The 20,281-nt window shown below is 62.1% G+C and carries 18 protein-coding genes; 14 read left to right on the top strand and 4 right to left on the bottom strand.

Annotated features, from left to right (window positions below; genetic code table 11):
- The first annotated feature begins 132 nt into the window (after window positions 1-132).
- The 8 genes from H4V96_RS12405 (at window position 133) to H4V96_RS12370 (ending at window position 8,305) form a co-directional block, all read left to right on the top strand.
- A complete protein-coding gene (locus H4V96_RS12405; protein WP_280720971.1) occupies window positions 133-1,065 on the top strand; it encodes an IS5 family transposase in 933 nt (310 codons plus the stop codon).
- A gap of 55 nt (window positions 1,066-1,120) precedes the next feature.
- Window positions 1,121-1,915 carry a TolC family protein gene (locus tag H4V96_RS12400; protein ID WP_280720970.1) on the top strand — a complete coding sequence of 265 codons (795 nt, stop codon included), beginning with the start codon at window positions 1,121-1,123 and terminating at the stop codon, window positions 1,913-1,915.
- 124 nt (window positions 1,916-2,039) lie between these two features.
- Window positions 2,040-3,317, top strand: coding sequence for a lipoprotein-releasing ABC transporter permease subunit (locus H4V96_RS12395; protein WP_196857104.1), 1,278 nt, complete (start codon window positions 2,040-2,042; stop codon window positions 3,315-3,317).
- Window positions 3,318-3,434: 117 nt separating this feature from the next.
- Window positions 3,435-4,694, top strand: coding sequence for a lipoprotein-releasing ABC transporter permease subunit (locus tag H4V96_RS12390; protein ID WP_010398908.1), 1,260 nt, complete (start codon window positions 3,435-3,437; stop codon window positions 4,692-4,694).
- A 16-nt stretch (window positions 4,695-4,710) separates the two neighbouring features.
- Window positions 4,711-5,436: a lipoprotein-releasing ABC transporter ATP-binding protein LolD gene (lolD, locus tag H4V96_RS12385; RefSeq protein WP_010398907.1), complete on the top strand. Its 726-nt coding sequence runs from the start codon at window positions 4,711-4,713 to the stop codon at window positions 5,434-5,436.
- Window positions 5,437-5,458: 22 nt separating this feature from the next.
- Window positions 5,459-6,256, top strand: a complete 798-nt coding sequence (locus tag H4V96_RS12380) for a TatD family hydrolase (RefSeq protein WP_196857105.1) — start codon at window positions 5,459-5,461, stop codon at window positions 6,254-6,256.
- A gap of 4 nt (window positions 6,257-6,260) precedes the next feature.
- Entirely contained in the window at window positions 6,261-7,499 is a 1,239-nt protein-coding gene (locus H4V96_RS12375) for a PQQ-dependent sugar dehydrogenase (RefSeq protein ID WP_196857103.1), read from the top strand.
- 266 nt (window positions 7,500-7,765) lie between these two features.
- On the top strand, window positions 7,766-8,305 hold the full coding sequence (locus H4V96_RS12370) for a hypothetical protein (RefSeq protein WP_196857102.1): 540 nt from the start codon (window positions 7,766-7,768) through the stop codon (window positions 8,303-8,305).
- Window positions 8,306-8,551: 246 nt separating this feature from the next.
- Here H4V96_RS12370 and H4V96_RS12365 read toward each other — a convergent pair whose 3' ends face one another.
- On the bottom strand, window positions 8,552-10,540 hold the full coding sequence (locus H4V96_RS12365; RefSeq protein ID WP_196857101.1) for a helicase-related protein: 1,989 nt from the start codon (window positions 10,538-10,540) through the stop codon (window positions 8,552-8,554).
- 347 nt (window positions 10,541-10,887) lie between these two features.
- On the opposite strand from H4V96_RS12365, the gene H4V96_RS12360 reads away from it, so the two are divergent.
- Entirely contained in the window at window positions 10,888-13,311 is a 2,424-nt protein-coding gene (locus tag H4V96_RS12360; protein ID WP_196857100.1) for a DNA internalization-related competence protein ComEC/Rec2, read from the top strand.
- Between the two features lie 105 nt (window positions 13,312-13,416).
- Here the strand turns inward: H4V96_RS12360 and H4V96_RS12355 are convergent, their stop codons facing one another.
- Window positions 13,417-14,340, bottom strand: a complete 924-nt coding sequence (locus tag H4V96_RS12355; protein WP_010398898.1) for a LysR family transcriptional regulator — start codon at window positions 14,338-14,340, stop codon at window positions 13,417-13,419.
- A 151-nt stretch (window positions 14,341-14,491) separates the two neighbouring features.
- Here H4V96_RS12355 and H4V96_RS12350 point away from each other — a divergent pair, with 151 nt between their 5' ends.
- The 5 genes from H4V96_RS12350 to H4V96_RS12330 all read left to right on the top strand — a co-directional run bounded on the left by H4V96_RS12350 (window position 14,492) and on the right by H4V96_RS12330 (window position 17,966).
- Window positions 14,492-15,253, top strand: coding sequence for a TSUP family transporter (locus H4V96_RS12350; RefSeq protein WP_010398896.1), 762 nt, complete (start codon window positions 14,492-14,494; stop codon window positions 15,251-15,253).
- Window positions 15,254-15,274: 21 nt separating this feature from the next.
- Complete coding sequence (locus tag H4V96_RS12345; RefSeq protein WP_010398894.1) at window positions 15,275-15,955, top strand: HAD family phosphatase; 681 nt, start codon at window positions 15,275-15,277, stop codon at window positions 15,953-15,955.
- A gap of 72 nt (window positions 15,956-16,027) precedes the next feature.
- Window positions 16,028-16,828, top strand: a complete 801-nt coding sequence (locus tag H4V96_RS12340; protein ID WP_010398892.1) for an alpha/beta hydrolase — start codon at window positions 16,028-16,030, stop codon at window positions 16,826-16,828.
- A 132-nt stretch (window positions 16,829-16,960) separates the two neighbouring features.
- Window positions 16,961-17,530: a dCTP deaminase gene (gene dcd / locus H4V96_RS12335; protein WP_010398891.1), complete on the top strand. Its 570-nt coding sequence runs from the start codon at window positions 16,961-16,963 to the stop codon at window positions 17,528-17,530.
- Window positions 17,531-17,642: 112 nt separating this feature from the next.
- Window positions 17,643-17,966 carry a FlxA-like family protein gene (locus tag H4V96_RS12330; protein ID WP_196857099.1) on the top strand — a complete coding sequence of 108 codons (324 nt, stop codon included), beginning with the start codon at window positions 17,643-17,645 and terminating at the stop codon, window positions 17,964-17,966.
- A 40-nt stretch (window positions 17,967-18,006) separates the two neighbouring features.
- Here the strand turns inward: H4V96_RS12330 and H4V96_RS12325 are convergent, their stop codons facing one another.
- Both H4V96_RS12325 and H4V96_RS12320 read right to left on the bottom strand, forming a co-directional pair.
- Window positions 18,007-19,416 (bottom strand): ATP-binding protein, encoded by a 1,410-nt coding sequence (locus H4V96_RS12325; protein ID WP_196857098.1) that lies wholly within the window; start codon window positions 19,414-19,416, stop codon window positions 18,007-18,009.
- Window positions 19,417-19,418: 2 nt separating this feature from the next.
- Entirely contained in the window at window positions 19,419-20,108 is a 690-nt protein-coding gene (locus H4V96_RS12320; RefSeq protein ID WP_010398884.1) for a response regulator transcription factor, read from the bottom strand.
- Window positions 20,109-20,281 lie beyond the last annotated feature (173 nt).

Raw genomic sequence — 20,281 nt, 5'->3', positions numbered from 1 at the left:
CTAGATCATCTTCCTCGAATAGGAGGGTGTCGAAAAAACATCAAAATAATATGAATTCAATCATTTTTTAAGGCTTTGTTGCACAAATCGCCGTCTTCCCCAGTTGATGCAGGATTTCGGTAAACTGGCGGCATGAGCACACCGACCAAGCAAAAGTACCGAACGACAAACTGGAAAGCCTACAACGCAGCGCTAAAGCAGCGCGGCTCGCTGCTCATATGGGTAGACCAGGACATGTGCTGGCACGGTAGTGCCAGCGGAAAGCGTGGGCGCAGTGCGAAGTACAGTGAGGCAGCAATTCAATTCTGCCTCACCATCAAGGGGCTGTTCAACCTGGCGTTACGACAGGCGACGGGCATGGCACAAAGCCTGTTAAAGCTGGCTGGATTGGATTGGGAAGTTCCCGATTTCAGCACCGTCAGCCGTCGTCAAAAGCATCTTGCTGTGACGATTACGGCGAACGCGACGACGACAGGATTACACTTACTGGTCGATAGTACCGGCATCAAGATGTTGGGCGAAGGTGAGTGGAAAACGAAGAAGCATGGTGCCGACTACCGCCGTCAGTGGCGTAAAGTACACCTTGGCATTGATGCCACGACCCTGGGAATCCGCGCCATTGAGGTGACGGACAATGCTACCGGCGATGCGCCGATGCTGCCATGCTTGCTCGACCAAATTAACGTGAACGAAGCCATCGCAAGCGTCAGTGGCGATGGTGCCTACGACACCAAGGCCTGCCATGACGCCATCGCCCTGCGTGGCGCACACGCCATTATTCCTACGCGCAAAAACGGCAAGCCTTGGAAAGACCATCGACCGGGGACCGAAGCGCGCAATACCATACTGCTTGCCATGCGGCGCCTTGGTCGTAGGATATGGAAGAAGTGGACCGGCTATCATCGACGCAGTCTAGTGGAAACCAAAATGCGATGCTTCAAGTTGCTCGGTGAACGGGTGATGGCACGCGATTTCGACCGCCAGGTCGCTGAGCTGCAAGTACGCGCCGCCATCCTCAATCGTTTCACCCGGCTCGGCACCCCGTTGACGGTGGCAATGGCCTAACTCCGTCTGGGGTAAGGGGTATTACAACCTTAATTTATTTGTGCAACAAAGCCACGTGACGCTGTTGGTGAAGCAGGTAGCGCGCCAGGCGGAGCTGGGAAAATCGTCGGAAGTGGACCGCGAACTGGCGCAAAGCTCGCAGCTGGACGCGGAACTGGTGCACGACGGCGTGTTGACGGACCGTCTGGCCGCGCAGATCAAGCTTGAGGCGCTGGCCTTCGAGCCGGTGGCGCAGTTTCTCGACTTCACGTTTGCGCCGCTGCCGGCGCAGGCCCTGGAAAACGCCGACGCGCAGCAGGCGCAGTTGCGTGCCGCGCGCGAGCGGGCGGCGGCGGCCCAACTGCGCGTGCGCAGCGTGGCGGCCACGCTGGCGCCGAAAATCGACCTCGATGTCAGCCATCTGCTCAATAACAAGACGACGCCGCCGCCATCGACGATACAGCAGCGCGGCTGGTCGGTGGGCGTGAGCTGGGAGTTTCCGCTCGGCGGCGGCAGCCTGGCGCAGCGCGACGAGAGCGTCAGCCGGGCCCAGGCGGCCAAGGCAGATGTGGCGCGCGCCGAGCAGGGCATGCGCGCCGATCTGGCCAGCATGCTGCCGCGTATCGCCAATGCGCAGCGCACCTTGGCTCTACTCGACGAGCAGGAAAAGAAGATGGCCTTTGTCGTGCGCGGCGGTAGTATCCAGTACGAGGCGGGGCGGCGCAACCTGCAGCAGATCATCCAGACGCGCGACAGCTACTTCACGATACAGCAGCGGCGCATCGACCAGTTGCATCGTTTGACCCTGGCGCAGATGCGGCAATATGCGCTGGCGGGGCAGCTACTGCAGGTGTTTGGGCTGGCACAATAGGGCGCTGGCGCCAGATTTGGTGCCAGCGTGCGCTGTTTCACATGCAGTTTCATGCATGAAATGGCCATTGTGTGGCAAACTGCGCGCTCGCATATTACCTTGTCGCGGGAGCGCATGAGCATCAATGAGCATCATCAAACAATTTCCTTTTGAGTGGCAGGTCGGCGTGCGCTATACGCGCGCCGGGAAACGCAGTGGCCGCAACAGCTTCATTTCCTTCATTTCCCTCATTTCCGTGGCCGGCATCGGCCTGGGCGTGGCCGCCCTGATCGTCGTGCTCTCCGTGATGAACGGCTTTCAAAAGGAAGTGACTGACCGTTTGATGTCAGTGCTGGCCCATGTCGAGGTGTTCGATACCAGCGGCTCCATGCCCGACTGGCAAGCGCAGGAGCGCGCCGCCTACGCCAACCTGCAAGTGAAAGCCGTGTCGCCCTTCGTGGAAACCCAGGGTATGCTGCTCAATGATGAAACCATGCGCCCGTCCATCGTGCGCGGCGTGCTGCCGCAGCAGGAAGGCAGCGTTTCCAGCGTGGCCTCCCAGATGAAAGAGGGCAGTTTCAAGGACTTGACGCCAGGTTCGTACAACATCGTGCTGGGCATCGATCTGGCCAAGGCGCTCGACGTCAAAGTGGGGCAAAACGTCACCCTGATGCTGGAGCGCGAACCGAGGGCGGGCGAGGCGGCCAATGGCATCGCCATGCCGCGCATGCGCGCGCTGAAGGTGGCCGGCATCTTTGAGGCAGGTCACAATGAGCTTGACGCCGGTCTGGCGTTTGTGAACATGCAGGACGCGCAGCAGTTGCTGCAGCTCGATGGTCCGTCCGGCCTGCGTTTGCGCCTGCATGACATGAACCAGGCGCCGCAGGTGGCGCGCGAACTGAAAGCGTCGATGCCGGGGCAGCTGTGGATGCGCGACTGGTCGCGCGCCAGTGCCAGCTGGTATGCGCTGGTGCAAAGCCAGAAGAACATGATGTTCATCATCTTGAGCATGATCATCGCCGTGGCCGCGTTCAACCTGGTATCGACACTGGTGATGTCGGTCACCGACAAACAGGCCGACATCGCCATTTTGCGCACCCTTGGCGCCTCGCCGTTCTCCATCATGAAGATCTTCATGATCCAGGGCGCACTGGTGGGCTTGCTGGGGAGTGCCTTGGGCGTCATCGGCGGCGTGCTGCTGGCGCTCAACGTGGGCGTCATCGTGCCCTTCATCGAAGGCATTTTCGGCCTGCATTTCATCTCCAAGGAAATCTACCAGATCAGCGCCGTGCCATCCGACGTGCATTGGCTGGACGTGGCGCAGATCGGCCTGATTGCCTTTGGCCTGGCGCTGGTGGCGACCATTTACCCGAGTTGGCGCGCCGCGCGCGTCAAGCCGGCCGAGGCGCTGCGCTATGAGTAAGAAAATTACCCCCAAGGCAGAATCTGGGGTCGGACCCTCAGGGTCCGACCCCGGCACTTCGCCGTTGGGTCAGCACGGTGGCATGTCGCTTACACAAGAATCAATCACATCACAAGCATGTTAAAAAATATTCCTTTCGAATGGCTGGTCGGCCTGCGCTACACGCGGGCCGGCAAGCGCAGTGGCCGCAACAGTTTTATCTCCTTCATTTCCCTCATTTCCATGGCCGGCATTGGCCTGGGCGTGGCGGCGTTGATCGTCGTGCTGTCCGTGATGAACGGCTTCCAGAAGGAAGTGACGGACCGCATGCTGTCCGTGCTGGCCCACGTGGAAGTATTCGACAACAGCGGCAGCATGCCGGACTGGCGCGCCGAGGCGGCGCAGGCCTTTAAAAATCCGGCCGTGAAAGGCGCCGCGCCATTCGTGGAAACGCAGGGCATGCTGCTGCGCGACGATGCGCTGCGTCCCGCCATCGTGCGCGGCGTGCTGCCCGAGGAAGAGCCGAACGTTTCCGATGTGGCCGGCCAGACGCGCATGGGCAGCTTCAAGGCGCTGCAGCCGGGCACCTTCAATATCGTGCTGGGCATCGAATTGGCGCGCGCCCTGCGCGTCAACCTCGGTGAAAAAGTCACCCTGATGCTGGCGCAGGGCCAGGTCACGCCGGCCGGCGTGCTGCCTCGCATGCGCAGCTTCACCGTCAGCGGCATCTTCCAGGCGGGCCACAATGAATTCGACGCCGGTTTGGCCTTCATCAATATCGAAGACGGCCAGCGCTTGCTGCGCCTCGATGGCCCATCCGGCCTGCGCTTGCGCCTGGCGGACATGAACCAGGCGCCGCAAGTGGCGGCGCAGCTGAAAAAAACCATGCCGGGCGATCTGCGGCTGCGCGACTGGTCAAAACTGAACGCCAACTGGTTCGCCGCCGTGCAGACGGAAAAGCGCATGATGTTCATCATCCTGACTCTGATCATCGCCGTAGCCGCCTTCAACCTGGTGTCGACCCTGGTGATGACGGTGACGGACAAGCAGGCCGATATTGCGATCCTGCGCACCTTGGGCGCGTCTCCCGGCTCGATCATGAAAATTTTCATGATCCAGGGTGCGCTGGTGGGCATCCTGGGCACGCTGCTGGGTGTGGGCGGCGGCGTGCTGGTGGCGGTGAACATCGACGTCATCGTGCCCTTCATCGAGCATTTGCTGGGCGTGCAGTTCCTCTCCAAGGACATTTACTTCATCAGCACCGTACCGTCCGACTTGCGCTGGCCCGACGTCACCAAGATTGGCGTGCTGGCCGTGATCCTGGCCTTTTTGGCAACCCTGTACCCAAGCTGGTGGGCTGCCCGCGTGAAACCTGCGCAAGCCCTGCGCTATGAATAAACCACTGACTACTACCATGACCGACTTGAACAAACCTGTTTCCAACGGCGCTGCCGCTGCTTCTGCCGTCCTGTCCTGCCGCGGCCTGGGCAAGACTTTTACGCAAGGCAGCTACAAGGTGCAGGTCCTGGCCGGCATCGACATCGACATCCATCGGGGCGAGCGGGTCGCCATCGTCGGCGCTTCCGGTTCCGGCAAGTCGACGCTGCTGCACCTGCTGGGCGGGCTCGATACGCCCACCAGCGGCAAGGTGAGCTTGTTGGGCAAGGATTTCGCTACCCTCAGTGAAAAGGCGCGCGGCGACTTGCGCAACGCCTCGCTGGGCTTCGTTTACCAGTTCCACCATCTGCTGCCCGAGTTTTCCGCGCTGGACAATGTCGCCATGCCCCTGATGATACGGCGCATGAAGCGCGCGCAGGCCACCGAACTGGCGCAGCAGATTCTCACGCGCGTGAACCTGTCCAAGCGCGTCACGCACACGCCCGGTGAATTGTCGGGCGGCGAGCGCCAGCGCGTGGCGTTGGCGCGCGCCCTCGTCACGCAACCGGCCTGCGTGCTGGCCGATGAGCCGACTGGCAACCTCGACCATGCCACGGCAGAACAGATTTTCGACCTGATGCTGGAATTGTCGCGTACTCTGGGCACGGCCTTCGTCATCGTCACGCACGATATCGAACTGGCCAAGCGCTGCGACCGCGTGCTGCGCCTGACGGACGAAGGGCTGCAGCCGTATCAATACTGAACAATACCAAGGAGCCGCCATGCTGTGGATCGACACGCATTGCCACCTCGACGCGCATGAATTTGGCAGCGAGTCGCTGCAAGTGGCCGCGCGCGCCAGTGTTGATGGGGTGGCGATGATCGTCATTCCCGCCGTCGAACGGGCCAATTTCGCCATCGTGCGCGATCTGGCGGCAACGGTGCCGAACGCCTGCTATGCGCTGGGCATACACCCGATCTACGTGCCGCAGGCCACCGAGGACGATTTGATCGCCCTGCGCGAGGCCGTGGCGCAGGCCATGACCGACCCGCGCTTTGTGGCCATCGGCGAGATCGGCCTCGATTTCTTTATCCCCATGCTGTGCGAACCGGCGATGCGCGCCAAGCAGGAGCATTTTTTGCGCGAACAGCTAAAGATCGCCCGCGACTTCGACTTGCCCGTGCTGACGCATGTGCGCCGCTCGCAGGACATCGTCCTCAAGCATGCGCGCCAGATCCGTCCGAACGGCGGCATCGCGCATGCGTTCAACGGCAGCTTTCAGCAGGCGCAAGGCTATATCGACCTCGGTTTCAAGCTTGGTTTTGGCGGCGCCATGACCTTTACCCGCGCGCTGCAGATACGCCGCATGGCAGCCGAACTACCTTTGGCGTCCATTGTGCTGGAGACGGACGCGCCCGATATTTCCCCGGCTTGGTTACACCCTGGGCGCAACAGTCCCGAACAATTGCCGCGTATCGGCGCCATGTTGGCCGAACTGCGCGGCCTGGATATGGCGCAAGTGGCCGCTGCGACCTGCGCCAACGCGCGCGCCGTACTGCCCCGACTACCGTTGATGGAATAAGACCATGCATCTGAAAAAATTCACCAGCACCTTGGCGGCCTGCCTGGTCAGCGCCACCACTCCCGCCATGGCAGTCGTCAATGCCCAGTGTGACGGCATGCCGCGCCTCGACGTCGCCACGCCGGCCGGCTTTTGCGTGGCCGTGCTGGCCGACGGTTTGAAGTTTCCGCGTGGCGTGCTGCCGCTGACGAATGGCGACATCCTCGTCACGGACATGGCGGGATGGGCGCCGAAGCTGGGTAAATTGTGGCTATTGCAGCGCAAGGCGGCAGGCCCCGGCTACGCACGCAAGCTGCTGCTCGACAAGCTTGATCGCCCGAACGGCATCGTGCAAGGGCCGGACGGCATGGTTTATGTGGGCGAGGTGGGGCGTATCTTCCGCTTCGATTTGCGCGACCCCGCCCGCACCGTCAACGATGTGATCGGCGGCACGGCCAAGACGCCGCGCCTGCCGGGACTGGGCTTGCACCTGCTGACGACGATGCGCTTTGGCCCCACGGGCGACCTGTATGTCAACGTGGGTTCGAGCACCGATCATTGCGAGAACGATGGCCAGGCGCCCGATCCGTCCAAGCCCTGCGCTGCTGCGGAAGGCCCGCAAGCGCTGGGCGCCATCCGCGAATACAAGATGGCCTGGCCGGACGGTACGGTGACGAGCTGGCGCACGCATGCGCGCGGCTTGCGTAATTCGATGGCGCTGGCCTTTCATCCGGCCACGGGCGAACTGTGGCAGGCGGAAAACGCGCGCGACGCCATCCAAGTCGCCATGCCGCAGCTGAAAAGCGATGAAAACTTGCCGCACGAAGAGCTCAATTTGATCAAGGCCGACCGGCATTACGGCTGGCCGTACTGCTACGACGACAATGTCGCCAGCCCGGAGTATCCGAAGACGGCTTGCGCCACCGAGTACGTCGCTCCGCAGCGCCTGCTGCCGGCTCACGCCGCGCCGCTGGGCATGACCTTCTACACGGCCAGCCGCTACCCGGAGTTATACAAAAATAGCTTGATCATCGGCTACCACGGCTACCGCAGCAACGGCCATCGCCTGGTGGCGCTGCTGCCCGACAAGGCCGGTGCGCCGCTGGGCAAGTCTGTCGAGTTGATCGGCAACTGGGAACGCAAGGGCAAGCAGGGCAGGGGCGCGCCCGTCGACGTGAAGCTGGGCCAGGATGGCGATATCTACATGGCCGACGACCATAATGGGCTGGTGCTGAAACTGCACTATGAGGCGACCAAACCGTAATGCCTATTGCCCGGCCTCGCGCAGAGCGAGGTCGGCGCATCGTCCTGCAATCGGCCGGCCATCGCATCACGGACCAGGGCTGGCCTCTGGAAATCAGTGGATGCTTATGCGACTTTCCGCAGTAACTGCGACGTGTTGGAAATTGCTGCGACTACGGGCGTAAAGTAGCGAAGTCCACCGCTTCTTGCTGAGTTACACTGCGGCGACGAACTTCCGCTTTCGGCCAGGAGCGGACGGTCACGACTGAAAGAGCAAGAAATACAATCATGCCAAACGAACAGACCATGTACTCAAGCATAGTGAGTTGCTATGACAGCCTGCCCAAGCTTGAGGGCCGCACTGTCCACGCATTTCACTCGGAGTACAGTTTCGCGGCGCTTCGACTCGACAACGAGGAAGTTATTGCTTTCGCTGTAGAGGAGGAGTCAGTAGGGAAATGGTTCGAGGTGTTCCCTATCTGCCGGCACCATGTGTCGTTAGAGTACCCGTTGATGTGGACCGAGCTGAGCCTGCCCTTTACCGTAGCCCATAGCAAAATGTTGTGGCGTGAGGAATGGCTGGAGCCAGCCAAGGACAGTTCTGGTTTACTTGGATCGGGACCTCATTGCGTGCAGTGCGTATCAACGCTAGGGTCGGCTCCAAAGTCGAGCGCCAACGTCGTCAAGGTTCTTGCTGGAATCCGATTGAACGGGCGGAATGACTGTTCGCTGGTGATATGCAGCTCCGACAATACGCCGTTCAAGGTCGACTTGACGATGGATCGGTCTGAGATACACGAAATGATGCAGTTCCATACGAGCGAATAAACCCTGTCTATCGCACTGGGCCGACTGTCCGCAATGGGGCGCAAGCAGCCGGTCCCGATCCTTGACTCTGCTGCGCCGTTACCTTAGCCGTCAGGTCAGGCAAGAAGTGACTCGCAGCTATTTCGATATGCCTGTGGGTCAGTCGCAGCTATTGAGCGGAAAATCGTCGCAGCTATTAGCAAAATGGCTTGGGCGCCGCCTTACACGGGCGCACCTTGCGTCGCATCTATTTCGGAAAATCACAGCTTATTTGAACTTTTTGCCCGCGCGTCCGCGCGATGCCGCATTGTGCGCGCGCAGGATGGAGTCGACGCGTTCGGAGGCATCGCGCGACAGGTTTTGCGCCACGGCGATATCGGGGAAAAATTCCGGCAGGCGGTAACTGAGCCACGCATACGCCGAGTAGTAGCGGCAGGTGTCTTCCACCTGCTGCAGATTCTGCGTGCCACCGCCATATGCATGCTGGCGCAGTGTGCTGGCCTTGCCCTGCGACAGATTCTTCGCCCAGTGCTCCCACGCGGCTTGCAAGGAGGGCACCTTGCTCGATATCGGCACCAGCGACAGGGCGAACTTGTCGGCTACGGACAGTGGCAGGGTGTCGAGCCAGACGGCGCGCTCTTTCTGCTCTTCCGTGATGCGGGGGAAGAAGAAACCGTCCGGCACGTCGATATTGTGGATGAAGCGGCGCAGCAGTTTTGACAGCGATAGCTCGCCCGTTACCGATGAAATGCGGTGCAAATGTTCGAGCGAAGGGGCCACGGCGAAGCCGCTGGTATTGAGCGGATGCAGCTTTTCCTTCAGCAGGGCGCGCATCACTTCATGCGTCTCGTTGTCGTAGCCCGCTACCAGCCCTTCTTCGTGGACGCCGTAGCGGCCAGCGCGTCCGGCGATCTGGCGCGCCAGCGCCGCCGAAATCTCTTCTTCTTCGCGGCCGTTGTACTTGACGCAGGTGGTCATGACGATGCGCGCAATGGGCATGTTCAGGCCCATCGCCAGCGCATCCGTGCCGACGACGACATCGGCCGTGCCGTCGCGGAAGCGCTGCGCCTGAGCGCGTCGCACTTCGGGCGACAGGTTGCCGTAGACGGTGGCCACCGACAGGCCCGTTTCCGTGATCATGTCGCGCCACATCAGCACTTCGCGGCGCGAAAAGGCGATGACGGCGTCGCCGCGGCGCAGGTTGCGCACTTTGCGCACGGCGGTCGGCTCCATCGACAGGGGCGCCATGCGCTTTAATACATGCACTTCCAGCGGGCAGTCGAGGCGCTCGGCCAGCGCCTCGATGGCGCGCCGCGCTTCGGGCGCACCCACCAGGTACACTGTGTGGGCCGGCGCGCCGCAGACGGCCGCCGTCCATGCGGCGCCCCGGTCCGGGTCGCCCAGCATCTGGATTTCATCGATGACGGCCACTTCGACGACGGTTTTCGTGTCCAGCATTTCCACCGTGCTGGCCACATGGGTGGCACCGTCGACGACGCGGCGTTCCTCGCCCGTGATCAAGTTCACCGCCAGCGGTTTGCCGTGCGGCGCTGCTTCTTGCAAGCGTTCGTAGTTTTCCAGCGCTAGCAGGCGCAGGGGCGCCAGGTAAATACCGCTCTTGGCCTTGACCAGCGCTTCTATGGCGCGGTGCGTCTTGCCGGAATTGGTTGGCCCCAGCAGGGCGATGAAGCGGCGCGGCAGGCGGCGCGCCATCTCGAACGAGGCCGGATACTCGGCCAGGTTGATGCTCTGGCGCGTGCGCGCCGCGTGCTGCTCTTCTTGCTGGCGCTCGATGGCGTGGTTGAAGCGCTGGCGGATGCGGTCGAAGATCATGCCCGCCGGCTCCGACGTCTGCATGTCGGCCAAGGTGTGCAGGAAGAGCATCGGGTCCGTGTCCACATCCTCGCTCAGGCCAGCGATATCGGCGACGAAATCCATCACATGCTGGCGCAGCTCCTCGAAGACGGCCGCGCTGGCCCGTTCGCGCACCAGTGCCAGCTTGGCCTCGCGTTCCATCTTGCGCCACTTGGCCGGCCGTGCCAGCACGCCCTGCGCTGGCACCAGCGCATACGGCACCAGCAGATGCCCGGCCTTGACCGTGCCGGAAAAGCGCACGAAGACGCGCCCTTCCATCTTGACCAAGCGGATATGCTCGGCCAGCTCCCCCAGTTCCGCGACCAGGGTAGCGTCGTTATTGTCTTCGCTGCTGTCGGAAATATCGGTGGAAGTAACGGGGGGGAGTGCGGAGGAAGTCATGTCGTGCCTGGGTGTTGAAGTAAGCGAGGCCGATTATACCGTTGATGGCTGCTGTCGGTATTGCCCGGCCTTGGTCGCCATCTTTTCCGTCAGCGTGCGGCGTAGCGCCTTCGGCTGCGCTCCTGTCGATAGGGGCAGCGGGGACAGGATGCTTACTAAAGTCGCGGCGCATTGCACGCACGAACGGCTTTGTCTACCCACCATTGCGCCAGATCAGACGGCACAGCATGGAAAGCGATCACAGTACCTGAGCCCCTGACGCAGCGGCTGACGATCTTGCCGCAATTTTGCCGCGATCTTGCCCCGATTTCATCTTGCCCTTACCTTTACCTAGCCCCCGCCTTCCCATGCGCATCCTGATACTCGGCTTTGCCGCCGGCGCCACCGGGCTGCAGATGCAGGCCGGATTGCCGCCGCATGCAGGCCTGCTGCTATTGCTGATCGCGGGCCTGGGCTTGCCAGCCGGTCTGTTGCTGCACCGTCACGTGCGCTGGCGCTGCATCGTTGGCTTTGCCGCTGGGGTGGGACTCGGTTTTTACTGGGCTGCGTGGCTTGCCCAGGCCGCGCTGGCGCCGCAGCTGGCGCTGGCCGATGAAGGGCGCGACATCAGCGTCACTGGCACGGTGGCCAGCCTGCCATACCGTTTCGAGCAGGGCGTGCGCTTCAATTTTGCCGTGGAAAAAGCGCTGGGGGCGAAGGTGCCACCCTTGATTGTCCTGTCCTGGTACGCGGGCTTTCGCGATGCAGTGACGCACGAGGTGGGCGACGTGCAGCCGGGCGAGCGCTGGCGCTTGACGGTGCGTCTGCAGCGTCCGCACGGCAATGCCAATCCGATGGGATTCGACTATGAGGCGTGGCTGCTGGAACAGGGCGTGCGCGCCACCGGCTATGTGCGCCCGCAGCCAAGCGCCAATATGTCGAATCTGCGCCTGGCCGCTTTCGTGCCCGGCTTCGGCAATGTAGTGGAAGCGAGCCGCGCGGCGTTGCGCGCGCGCATATTGCGCAGCCTGGAAGGCAAGCAGTACGCGGGTGTGATCGTGGCGCTGGTGGTGGGTGACCAGCGCGCCATCGGGCAGTCGGACTGGCAAGTGTTCAACCGCACGGGCGTGAGCCATTTGATTTCCATCTCCGGTCTGCACATCACCATGATCGCGGGCCTCTTCGCGCTCGGAGCGGGGGTGCTGTGGCGCCGCTCATTTTTCACGCACAGGCAACTGCCCTTGCTGCTGCCGGCGCAAAAGGTGGCGGCCCTGGCCGGTGCGCTGGCAGCCTTGGTGTATGTGCTGCTGGCCGGCTTTGGCGTGCCCGCGCAGCGCACCTTGTATATGTTGCTGGTGGTGGCGCTGGCCTTGTGGCTGGAACGCATCACCAGCATAGGCCACGTGCTCTGCCTGGCGCTGGGCGTGGTGCTGCTGCTCGATCCGTGGGCCGTGCTGTGGCCCGGTTTCTGGCTGTCGTTCGGCGCCGTCGCCACCATCCTGTATGCGACGGCAGGGCGTATCACGGCGCCTTTGCCCGAGAGCGCCAGTCGCTGGCGCCGCTTGCGCGCCGCTGTGGCGCTGGGCGCACACACGCAGTATGTGGTAACGGTGGGACTGGTGCCGTTGACGATGCTGCTGTTCTCGCAAGTATCGCTGGTCAGCCCGGTGGCCAATGCGCTGGCCATTCCCGTCATCAGCCTGCTGGTTACGCCTTTGTCGCTGGCCGGCAGCCTGTTGCCCGCACCCTTGTCCGATGCGTTGCTGCTACTGGCGCACGCCATCGTGCAAATGTTGGCGCAGGTGCTGGAATGGCTGGGTGCGCGCCGCTTTGCCGTGTGGACGGCGCCCGCGCCGCCTCTGTGGAGTTTTTGCTGGGCCTTGTTTGGCACGGCATGGCTGCTGGCGCCACGCGGATGGCCGCAGCGCTGGGCCGGTATGCTGGGCTGGCTGCCGCTGCTGACGGCCTTGCCGTCGAGTCCGCCGCCAGGCCAGATGTGGATTACGGCCTTTGACGTGGGGCAAGGCATGGCCGTCCTGGTGGAAACGCATGGCCATCGTCTGCTGTACGACACGGGGCCCGCCTACAGCCTCGATTCCGACGGCGCCAGCCGCGTCATCGTGCCTTACTTGCGCGCGCGTGGCATTGCCAAGCTCGATGGCGTCATCATTTCCCACAGTGACCTCGATCACGCGGGCGGTGCCGTCTCTTTGCTGGAAAACATAGACGTGGGCTGGCTGGCCTCGTCGCTGTTCGATGGCCACCCGGCCATCGAGGTGCGGCGCGAATCGCAGCGGCCCTATCTGCACTGCATGGCAGGCCAGAGCTGGACCTGGGAAGGCGTGCACTTCGCCATGTTGCATCCACTGCTTGCCAGTCACACGGACATTTCATTGAAACCGAACGCCCGCAGCTGCACGCTGAAAATCACGGCAGGCAAGCATGCAATTTTGCTGGCCGGCGACATCGAAGCGGCGCAAGAAGCGCAATTGCTGGCGCGCTCGGCGCAGGGTGAGCTGGCGGCCGACGTGCTGCTGGCGCCGCACCATGGCAGCGGAACGTCTTCCACGCCAGCGTTCTTGAACGCCGTCCATCCGGGCTTGGCGATTTTCCAGGTCGGGCACCGCAATCGCTATAAACATCCGAAAGCGCAGGTGTATGCGCGCTATGGCGACATGGGCATCACGCGCCTGCGCACCGATGTGACGGGGGCTGTGGTGCTGGCGTTTGGCGAGGGTATCGACGTGACGCTGTATCGGCACTGGCGGCCGCGCTATTGGCATGGACGTTAGCGCTGCGCTATGACGGGCAGTCCGATGGTAGCTGGCCTTGGCGTCGATGGCGTGCAGTTTGCCGTGTATGGTGACACCATCGTCGCGCAATAGACGCAATAGACGCTACAGGACGCGTTCATCCGCTATTTTGAGCCCTTGCTGGCGCACATATTCCAAAAACAGCCGCGCCCCCTTGGCCATGCGCGAGCTGCCGTACACGGCGTGGATGCTGGGGTCGAGCTCCTTGGACGACGTCAACCGGTACGCCGTGCAGACCCGGCGCAAGCTGCCGCTGGCGACCGCCGGTTCCGCCAGCCAGCTGGCCAGGCGCACGATGCCGGCGCCTTCCAGGGCCGCCTGGAAAGTGGCGATGCCGGAAGTAAAGCGGAAGCGCGGTTGTACCTGGTAGCGCACGTTGCGCGTCGCAGAGACGAAATGCCAGTCGCGCAGGATGCGCGGAGCCGAGTGCATGATGATGTCGTGGCCGGCCAGCTCTTCCGGTTCGTCGGGCGCGCCCATGCGTTGTAGATAGTCGGGCGAAGCGTACATATAGCGGCGGTAATTCCACAGCGGGTAGCCGATCAGCTCACTGGACTGTGGGAAGGCGCCGCGGATGGCAAAGTCCAGCTTTTCCTGGATCGGGTCGATCGATTTGTCCGAGAAATGGATGTCCACCGACACATTCGGGTAGTCGCGTGAAAATTGCGCCACCACTTTGGGCAAGAAGCCCAAGGACAAAATTTCCGGCGCTGACAGGCGCACCCAGCCTTGTGGCGAATTACTCAGTTCAGCGAGCTGGTCTTCCGCCTCGGCCTGCGTTTCCAGCAAGTGCCTGGCTGACGCGTAATAGGTTTCGCCAGCCGTCGTCAGCGTGAACTGCTTTTGCGTGCGCACGATCAGCTCGGCGCCGATGGCGTCTTCGAGGAACTGGATGGCGCGCGTGACGGCCGACGGCGAGCGTCCCAGCATGCGTGCCGCATGGATGAAGCTGCGCTTTTCGACCACGCTGCAAAAGGCGCGTATCTCCCACATCAGTTTCATCGACATTGCATGACTCCCGGCAAAAGAGGCCAGTAGAGCGCACGCGGTGCATTCCGTCAAGCGTTACGGATGATTGCGTTTTCCGCAATTTGAAGTTGCATCTGGAAAAGCCCAAGGCGCCTATACTGCCGCTGTTGCTCATTTCTCATTGCTTATCATGCTGACCATCTCGCTGCTGTGTTTATTTGCCTTCTTTGCCGGCCTGATCGATGCCGCTGTGGGCGGGGGCGGGCTGATACAGCTGCCAGCCTTGTTCAACCTGATGCCGAACATGGCCTCGACCTCCTTGCTGGGCACGAATAAACTGGCGTCGGCCTGCGGCACCACGTTTGCCGCCCGCGCGTTTGTCGGCAAGGTGCATATTCCCTGGCTGCTGGTGCTGCCGGCCGTGGCCAGCGCCTTCATCATGTCCTTCATCGGCGCCGCTGCCGTGTCCTATGTGCCGCAGCAGGTGGTGCGCCCCATGGTGCTGGTGTTAATCATCATCATGGCCATTTACACCTTCATCAAGAAGGATTTCGGCACCACGCGCGTAGCGCGCCCCATCGGTGGGCGCGAACGCATCCTCGCCATCGTCATCGGCGGCGCCATCGGCTTTTATGATGGCCTGTTCGGGCCGGGTACGGGCAGCTTTTTGATCTTCCTCTTTATCCGCGTCTTCGGCTTCGACTTCATCCTTGCCTCGGCCTGCTCGAAACTGGTCAATATCGCCACCAACGTCGCTGCCCTGGCTTTTTTCATTCCCGCCGGCCACGTCGTGTATGCGGTGGCCGCACCGATGGCAGTGTGCAATATCCTGGGCGCCCTGACCGGCACCTGGATCGCCGTGCGGCGCGGCGCCGCCTTCGTGCGCATCCTCTTCCTCGTGCTGCTGGTGTTGCTGATCGTCAAATTGTCTTACGATATCTTTTTCAAGTAAGTTATTGAACCGAGCCTAGCCATGAAAACCATCTGCGGCGTGTTGTGGGATAACGATGGCGTGCTGGTCAACACCGAGCAATTGTTTTACGAAAGCAACCGCGACTTGCTTTTGCCCTACGGCATAGACTTGACCCCAAAGCAATTTTTTGACTGGTTCCTGGATAATAACTATGGCGCCTGGCATGTGTTGCTGGGGCGGGGCCACGCGATCGAACTGGTCGAGCGCTTGCGCGCCGAGCGCAGCGTGTTGTTTGGGCAACGCTTGCGCCAGGCGCGCCGGCTCGCTATGCCTGGCATCGCAACGTTGCTGGCGGCGCTGCGCCCGCATGTGGCCATGGGCGTGGTGACGAGCGCTTACGCACAGCATTTTCAGATCAGCCATGCGGCCACCGGCATGTTGCCGCACTTTGACTTCGTGCTGACGCGTGAAATGTATGGGGCAAGCAAGCCGGCCCCTGACGGCTACGCGCTGGGCTTGCAGCGCCTGGGGCTAAGCGCCGCCCAGTGCGTGGCCGTGGAAGATTCGCCGCGCGGCTTGCGCGCCGCCAACGCAGCCGGGCTGGAATGCATTATTGTGCGCAATCATATGAACCGCGAGCATGCGTTCGATGATGCCTTTTGCGTGGTGGAGTCAAGCGCCGAGCTGAGCGCAGTGCTGGCCTCCTTCGTGCCCGGCATGGCCATGGGCGCGGGCAATTAGAGGCCTTCCTCTGATACGCCTTGCCAGCATGCCATTACAATTGTCTATTGCATTCACCGGCACCATCCTACGATGACACTCCCGCAACTGCACTTTGCCCACGCCAACAGTTATCCGGCCGGCACTTACCGCAAGCTGTTCGGCTTGCTTAGCCAACATTACGCCGTGCAAGCGCTCGACATGCACGCGCACGACCCCGAATACCCGGTCAGCACGGGCTGGCCGGAATTGGTACGCGAGTATATCGATGAGCTGGAGCGCCGCTACAGCGCGCCCGTGATCCTCGTCGGCCATTCGCTCGGTGGCATGCTCAGCGTGATGGTGGCCAAGCAGCGGCCCGACCTGGTGCGCTGCGTGGTCTTGCTCGATTCACCCGTGGTGGCGGGCTGGCGCGCCTTGCTGGTGCGCCTGGCGCGCAATACGGCGCTGGGCGAGCGCTTTTCCCCTTCGCGCTTTTCTGCCCGGCGGCGCAAGCTGTGGCCCGACGCGCAAGCCGCGTATGCCCACTTTGCCGCCAAGGACATGTTCGCCATCTGGGCGCCGCAAGTGTTGCACGACTATATCGATAGCGGCCTGGCGCCGCATCCGCAAGGGGTGCAGCTGCGCTTTACGCGCGAAGTGGAAACACAGGTCTACCGCAGTCTGCCGCATCACATCGGCGGCCTCGTCAAGAACGGCTTGCCCGTGCCCATCGGTTTTATCGGCGGCACGGAATCGGTGGAATGCCGCCAGGCAGGCTTGAAAGCCACGCGCAAGCTGGTCGGCAAGTATTTCCGCCAGGTGCCGGGCGGGCATCTGTTTCCCATGGAAAACCCGGAACTGACGGCGCAAGTGGTGCGCGAGATGGTCACTTCCTTGCTGGCTAAAGAGTAGCCTCAGGCCAACGATTTTCATGTTGCAAGGGCCAACAGTGGCGGGTTTTCAAGTAAAATCCTGCCATTCGGGCCGCGCCTGCGCCAGGCGTGCAGCCCCGCCATTCCGATATTCTAGAAAGAAGCCCCTGCGATGACGATTAAAAGCGATAAATGGATACGCCGCATGGCGGAAACAACGGGCATGATCGAGCCGTTCGAACCGGGCCAGGTAAAGGAACGCGACGGCAACCGCATCGTATCCTACGGCACCTCCAGCTATGGCTATGACATCCGTTGCGCCGACGAGTTCAAGTTATTCACCAACATCAACACCACCATCGTCGATCCGAAGAATTTTGACGCAAATAATTTCGTCGATGTCTCCGGCAAGGGCTATTGCATCATTCCGCCGAACTCATTCGCGCTGGCCCGCACGGTCGAGTATTTCCGCATTCCCCGCAATGTGCTGACGATTTGCCTGGGCAAGAGCACCTATGCGCGTTGCGGCATCATCGTCAACGTCACCCCGTTCGAGCCGGAATGGGAAGGTTTCGTGACCCTGGAGTTTTCCAATACGACACCGTTGCCGGCGAAAATCTACGCCAATGAAGGCGTGGCGCAAGTGCTGTTCTTCGAATCCGATGAAGTGTGCGAAACCTCGTACAAGGACCGTGGTGGCAAATATCAGGGCCAGGTTGGCGTGACATTGCCCAAGACCTGATTATTCTGAAGAGTGGGGCGCTAGCTGTCTTTACCTGCCTTTACACCTGCCGCCCTACATCCACGCCCCATGCTTGCCGTTAACCTTGGTATTGAAACACTGAGGAGGCATCATGGTAGCGGCAATCGGTTCAGGCAGCGCAGTCGGCGCGGCCAGTAGCGCCAGTTCGGGCAGCAGTTCGCAGATCGCGGCGCTGCAAAAACAGATTACGGCGGCGCAAAAAGAATTGACGGAATCGCAAAAGGGCGAGCAGACGGAGGCGTCGCAGAAGCTGCAACAGCAGCTGGCACAGCAAATCTTGGCCTTGCAGGCGCAAATTGCCCAGTTACAGGCGGCGCAGCAAGCTCTTCAGGCGGCCAGTAGCGCCGATACGGCGATGAGTCCGGCTAAATCCGTCTCGTCGACCCTGGGCAGCATCATCGATACGCAGGCGTAGCAGCACATCCTCGCGCCAAAACGCCAGGCTCGCCGGAAAGTCAGCCTGGCGTTTTGACGGGCAATAGCATTTCCACGCACAGCCCGCCACCATTGCGCAAGCTGGCCGCTATGCGGCCCCCATGGGCACTGATGACGTGCTGGGCGATGGCCAGGCCCAGGCCATGGCCGTCCGTGCTGTGCTGGGTATGGCTAGCGCGGAAAAACGGTTCAAAAATGCGCGCCAGGTCGGCGCTGGCCACGCCGGGGCCGCGGTCCAGCACGGCAATGCGCAGCAGATCTTGCTTGCCGTTATGCAGGCGCGACAAATTCATTTTCACCGTGCCGCTGTCGGGGCTGTGTTTGATGGCATTGCGCACCACGTTTTCCACGGCGCGCGCCAGCAGTTCCGGCCGGCCCGTGACAGTGGCGTCGGCAATGACCGCGTCGCCCGCCAGGGCGATGCCCACCTGCCGCGCCTTCGCTTCGTAGCGGGCATCTTCCATTACGTCGTGCAACAGGTCGGCGATGCCGACGTCTTCGCTGAGGGGAGACCCGGCGCCCGCTTCCAGCCGCGACAGGGTCAGCAGCTCGCCGATCAGCTTATCCATGCGTTCGCTTTCGCGTTCGATGCGCTGCATCGAGGCGTCCATCTTGTCCGGCTGCTGGTGCGCCAGACCGATGGCAGCTTGCAAGCGCGCCAGCGGCGAGCGCAGTTCGTGCGATACATCATGCAGCAAGCGCGTCTGGCTTTCCATGAGGCTGCGCAAACGGCCTGTCATGCGGTCAAAATCGCGGCGCAGGTCCGTCAATTCATCGCCGCGCTTGCCGCTGGCGTGAAAACGCGGCGCCAGGTCGCCTTGCGAGGCAGCCTCGAATGCTTGCCGCAGATCGCGGATGGGACGCGCAAAATACCAGGCCAGCAAGAAGGAGAACAGCAGGCTGGCGGCGATGGCGGCGGCCAGAGGAATGAAGGTGCGGTAGGGGCTGTCCATGCGCGGGCCGGGTAGCATGCCGCGGCCGAAGTCGCCGCGTGGCGGCGGGGCGCCCGCTTCGCCAGTGCGAAAGCGCTCGGACGAGGGCAGGAACAGCAGGTAGCGCACGCCATCGCTGCCGATGACCTGGCGCACGACGGTATGGTGCTCGCTTTGTCCCGGCATGGCACGGGCCTTGTTTAGCATGGCGGGATGCACTGTGCGGCCCATCAGTTCTTGCCCTTTGGCATCGACTGCAAATACGCGCATGCGTTCGAGCTTGCCCAGGAATTGCCGCAAGGCCTGGCTACCGCCTGCTTCCACGGTGGCGCTGGCGGCCTCGATGATCATTTGCGCCGGCGCACTGGTATCGATATCGACGGCCCGCTCCTGCTGCGCCGCCCGGTTTTTCAGCCAGAAGGTACCGCCGATGCCGATGGTGGCCGTCACTTGCGCCAGCATGATGCACAGAAAAAACTTCCAGAACAGACGGCCCACGCTTACTCCTTGATCAGCTGGTAACCGAGACGGTAGACGGTCTGCAGGCAAGAGCGGCCGTCGGCCAGGCTGCCCAGCTTGCGGCGCAGGCTGCTCAAGTGCACGTCGATATTGCGGTCGAAGCGCGCCCAGGGCCGGCCCAGGCCCAGTTCCGATAATTGATTCTTGCTCACGGGCTTGCCCGCATTGCGCGCCAGCACTTCCAGCAGATTGAATTCCGTGCTCGTTAGCGCCAGGTGCGCGCCGGCCCAGGAAACGCGGCGCTGTTCCGGCCACATTGTCAACTGGCCCACGGCCAGCGGCGCCAGGCCCGAACTGTCGTGTGGCGCTGCTTGCGACCGGCGCAGGATGGCGCGGATGCGCGCCGTCAGCTCACGCGGCGTGCACGGCTTGGTCACGTAATCGTCGGCACCGAGCTCCAGGCCCACGATGCGGTCCGTGTCGTCGCCGCGCGCTGTCAGCATCAGGATGGGCAGGTTACTGCCGGCGCGGATGCGGCGCAGGGTTTCCAGGCCATTCATGCGCGGCATCATGACGTCGAGGACGGCGATGGCGTACAGGCCCGTCAGCGCCTCGGCCGCGCCGCTTTCGCCGTCATGCACGGCACGGGCGTCAAAACCTTCCTGCGTCAGGTATTCCAGGAACATGCCGACCAGTTCCACGTCGTCATCGATTAACAAAACCTTGCTCATGCCTGTGCTTTTTCGGGTGAATATCGCCCGATGATAGCAGTCAGCAGGGGCGGATCAGGTCCCTTTTACCCGCTTTTACATGCGTCTGCTTCCATTTGCACAGCTTCCTTTACACGCTTTTACGCGGCCCTAACGTTGCTTTACATGCCAGGCGCCGACAATCAGGGCTGACC

Source organism: Janthinobacterium sp. CG_23.4, from assembly GCF_029892305.1.
GTDB classification, from domain to species: domain Bacteria; phylum Pseudomonadota; class Gammaproteobacteria; order Burkholderiales; family Burkholderiaceae_D; genus Janthinobacterium; species Janthinobacterium lividum_D.
This window is presented reverse-complemented; position numbering and strand designations above follow the sequence as displayed.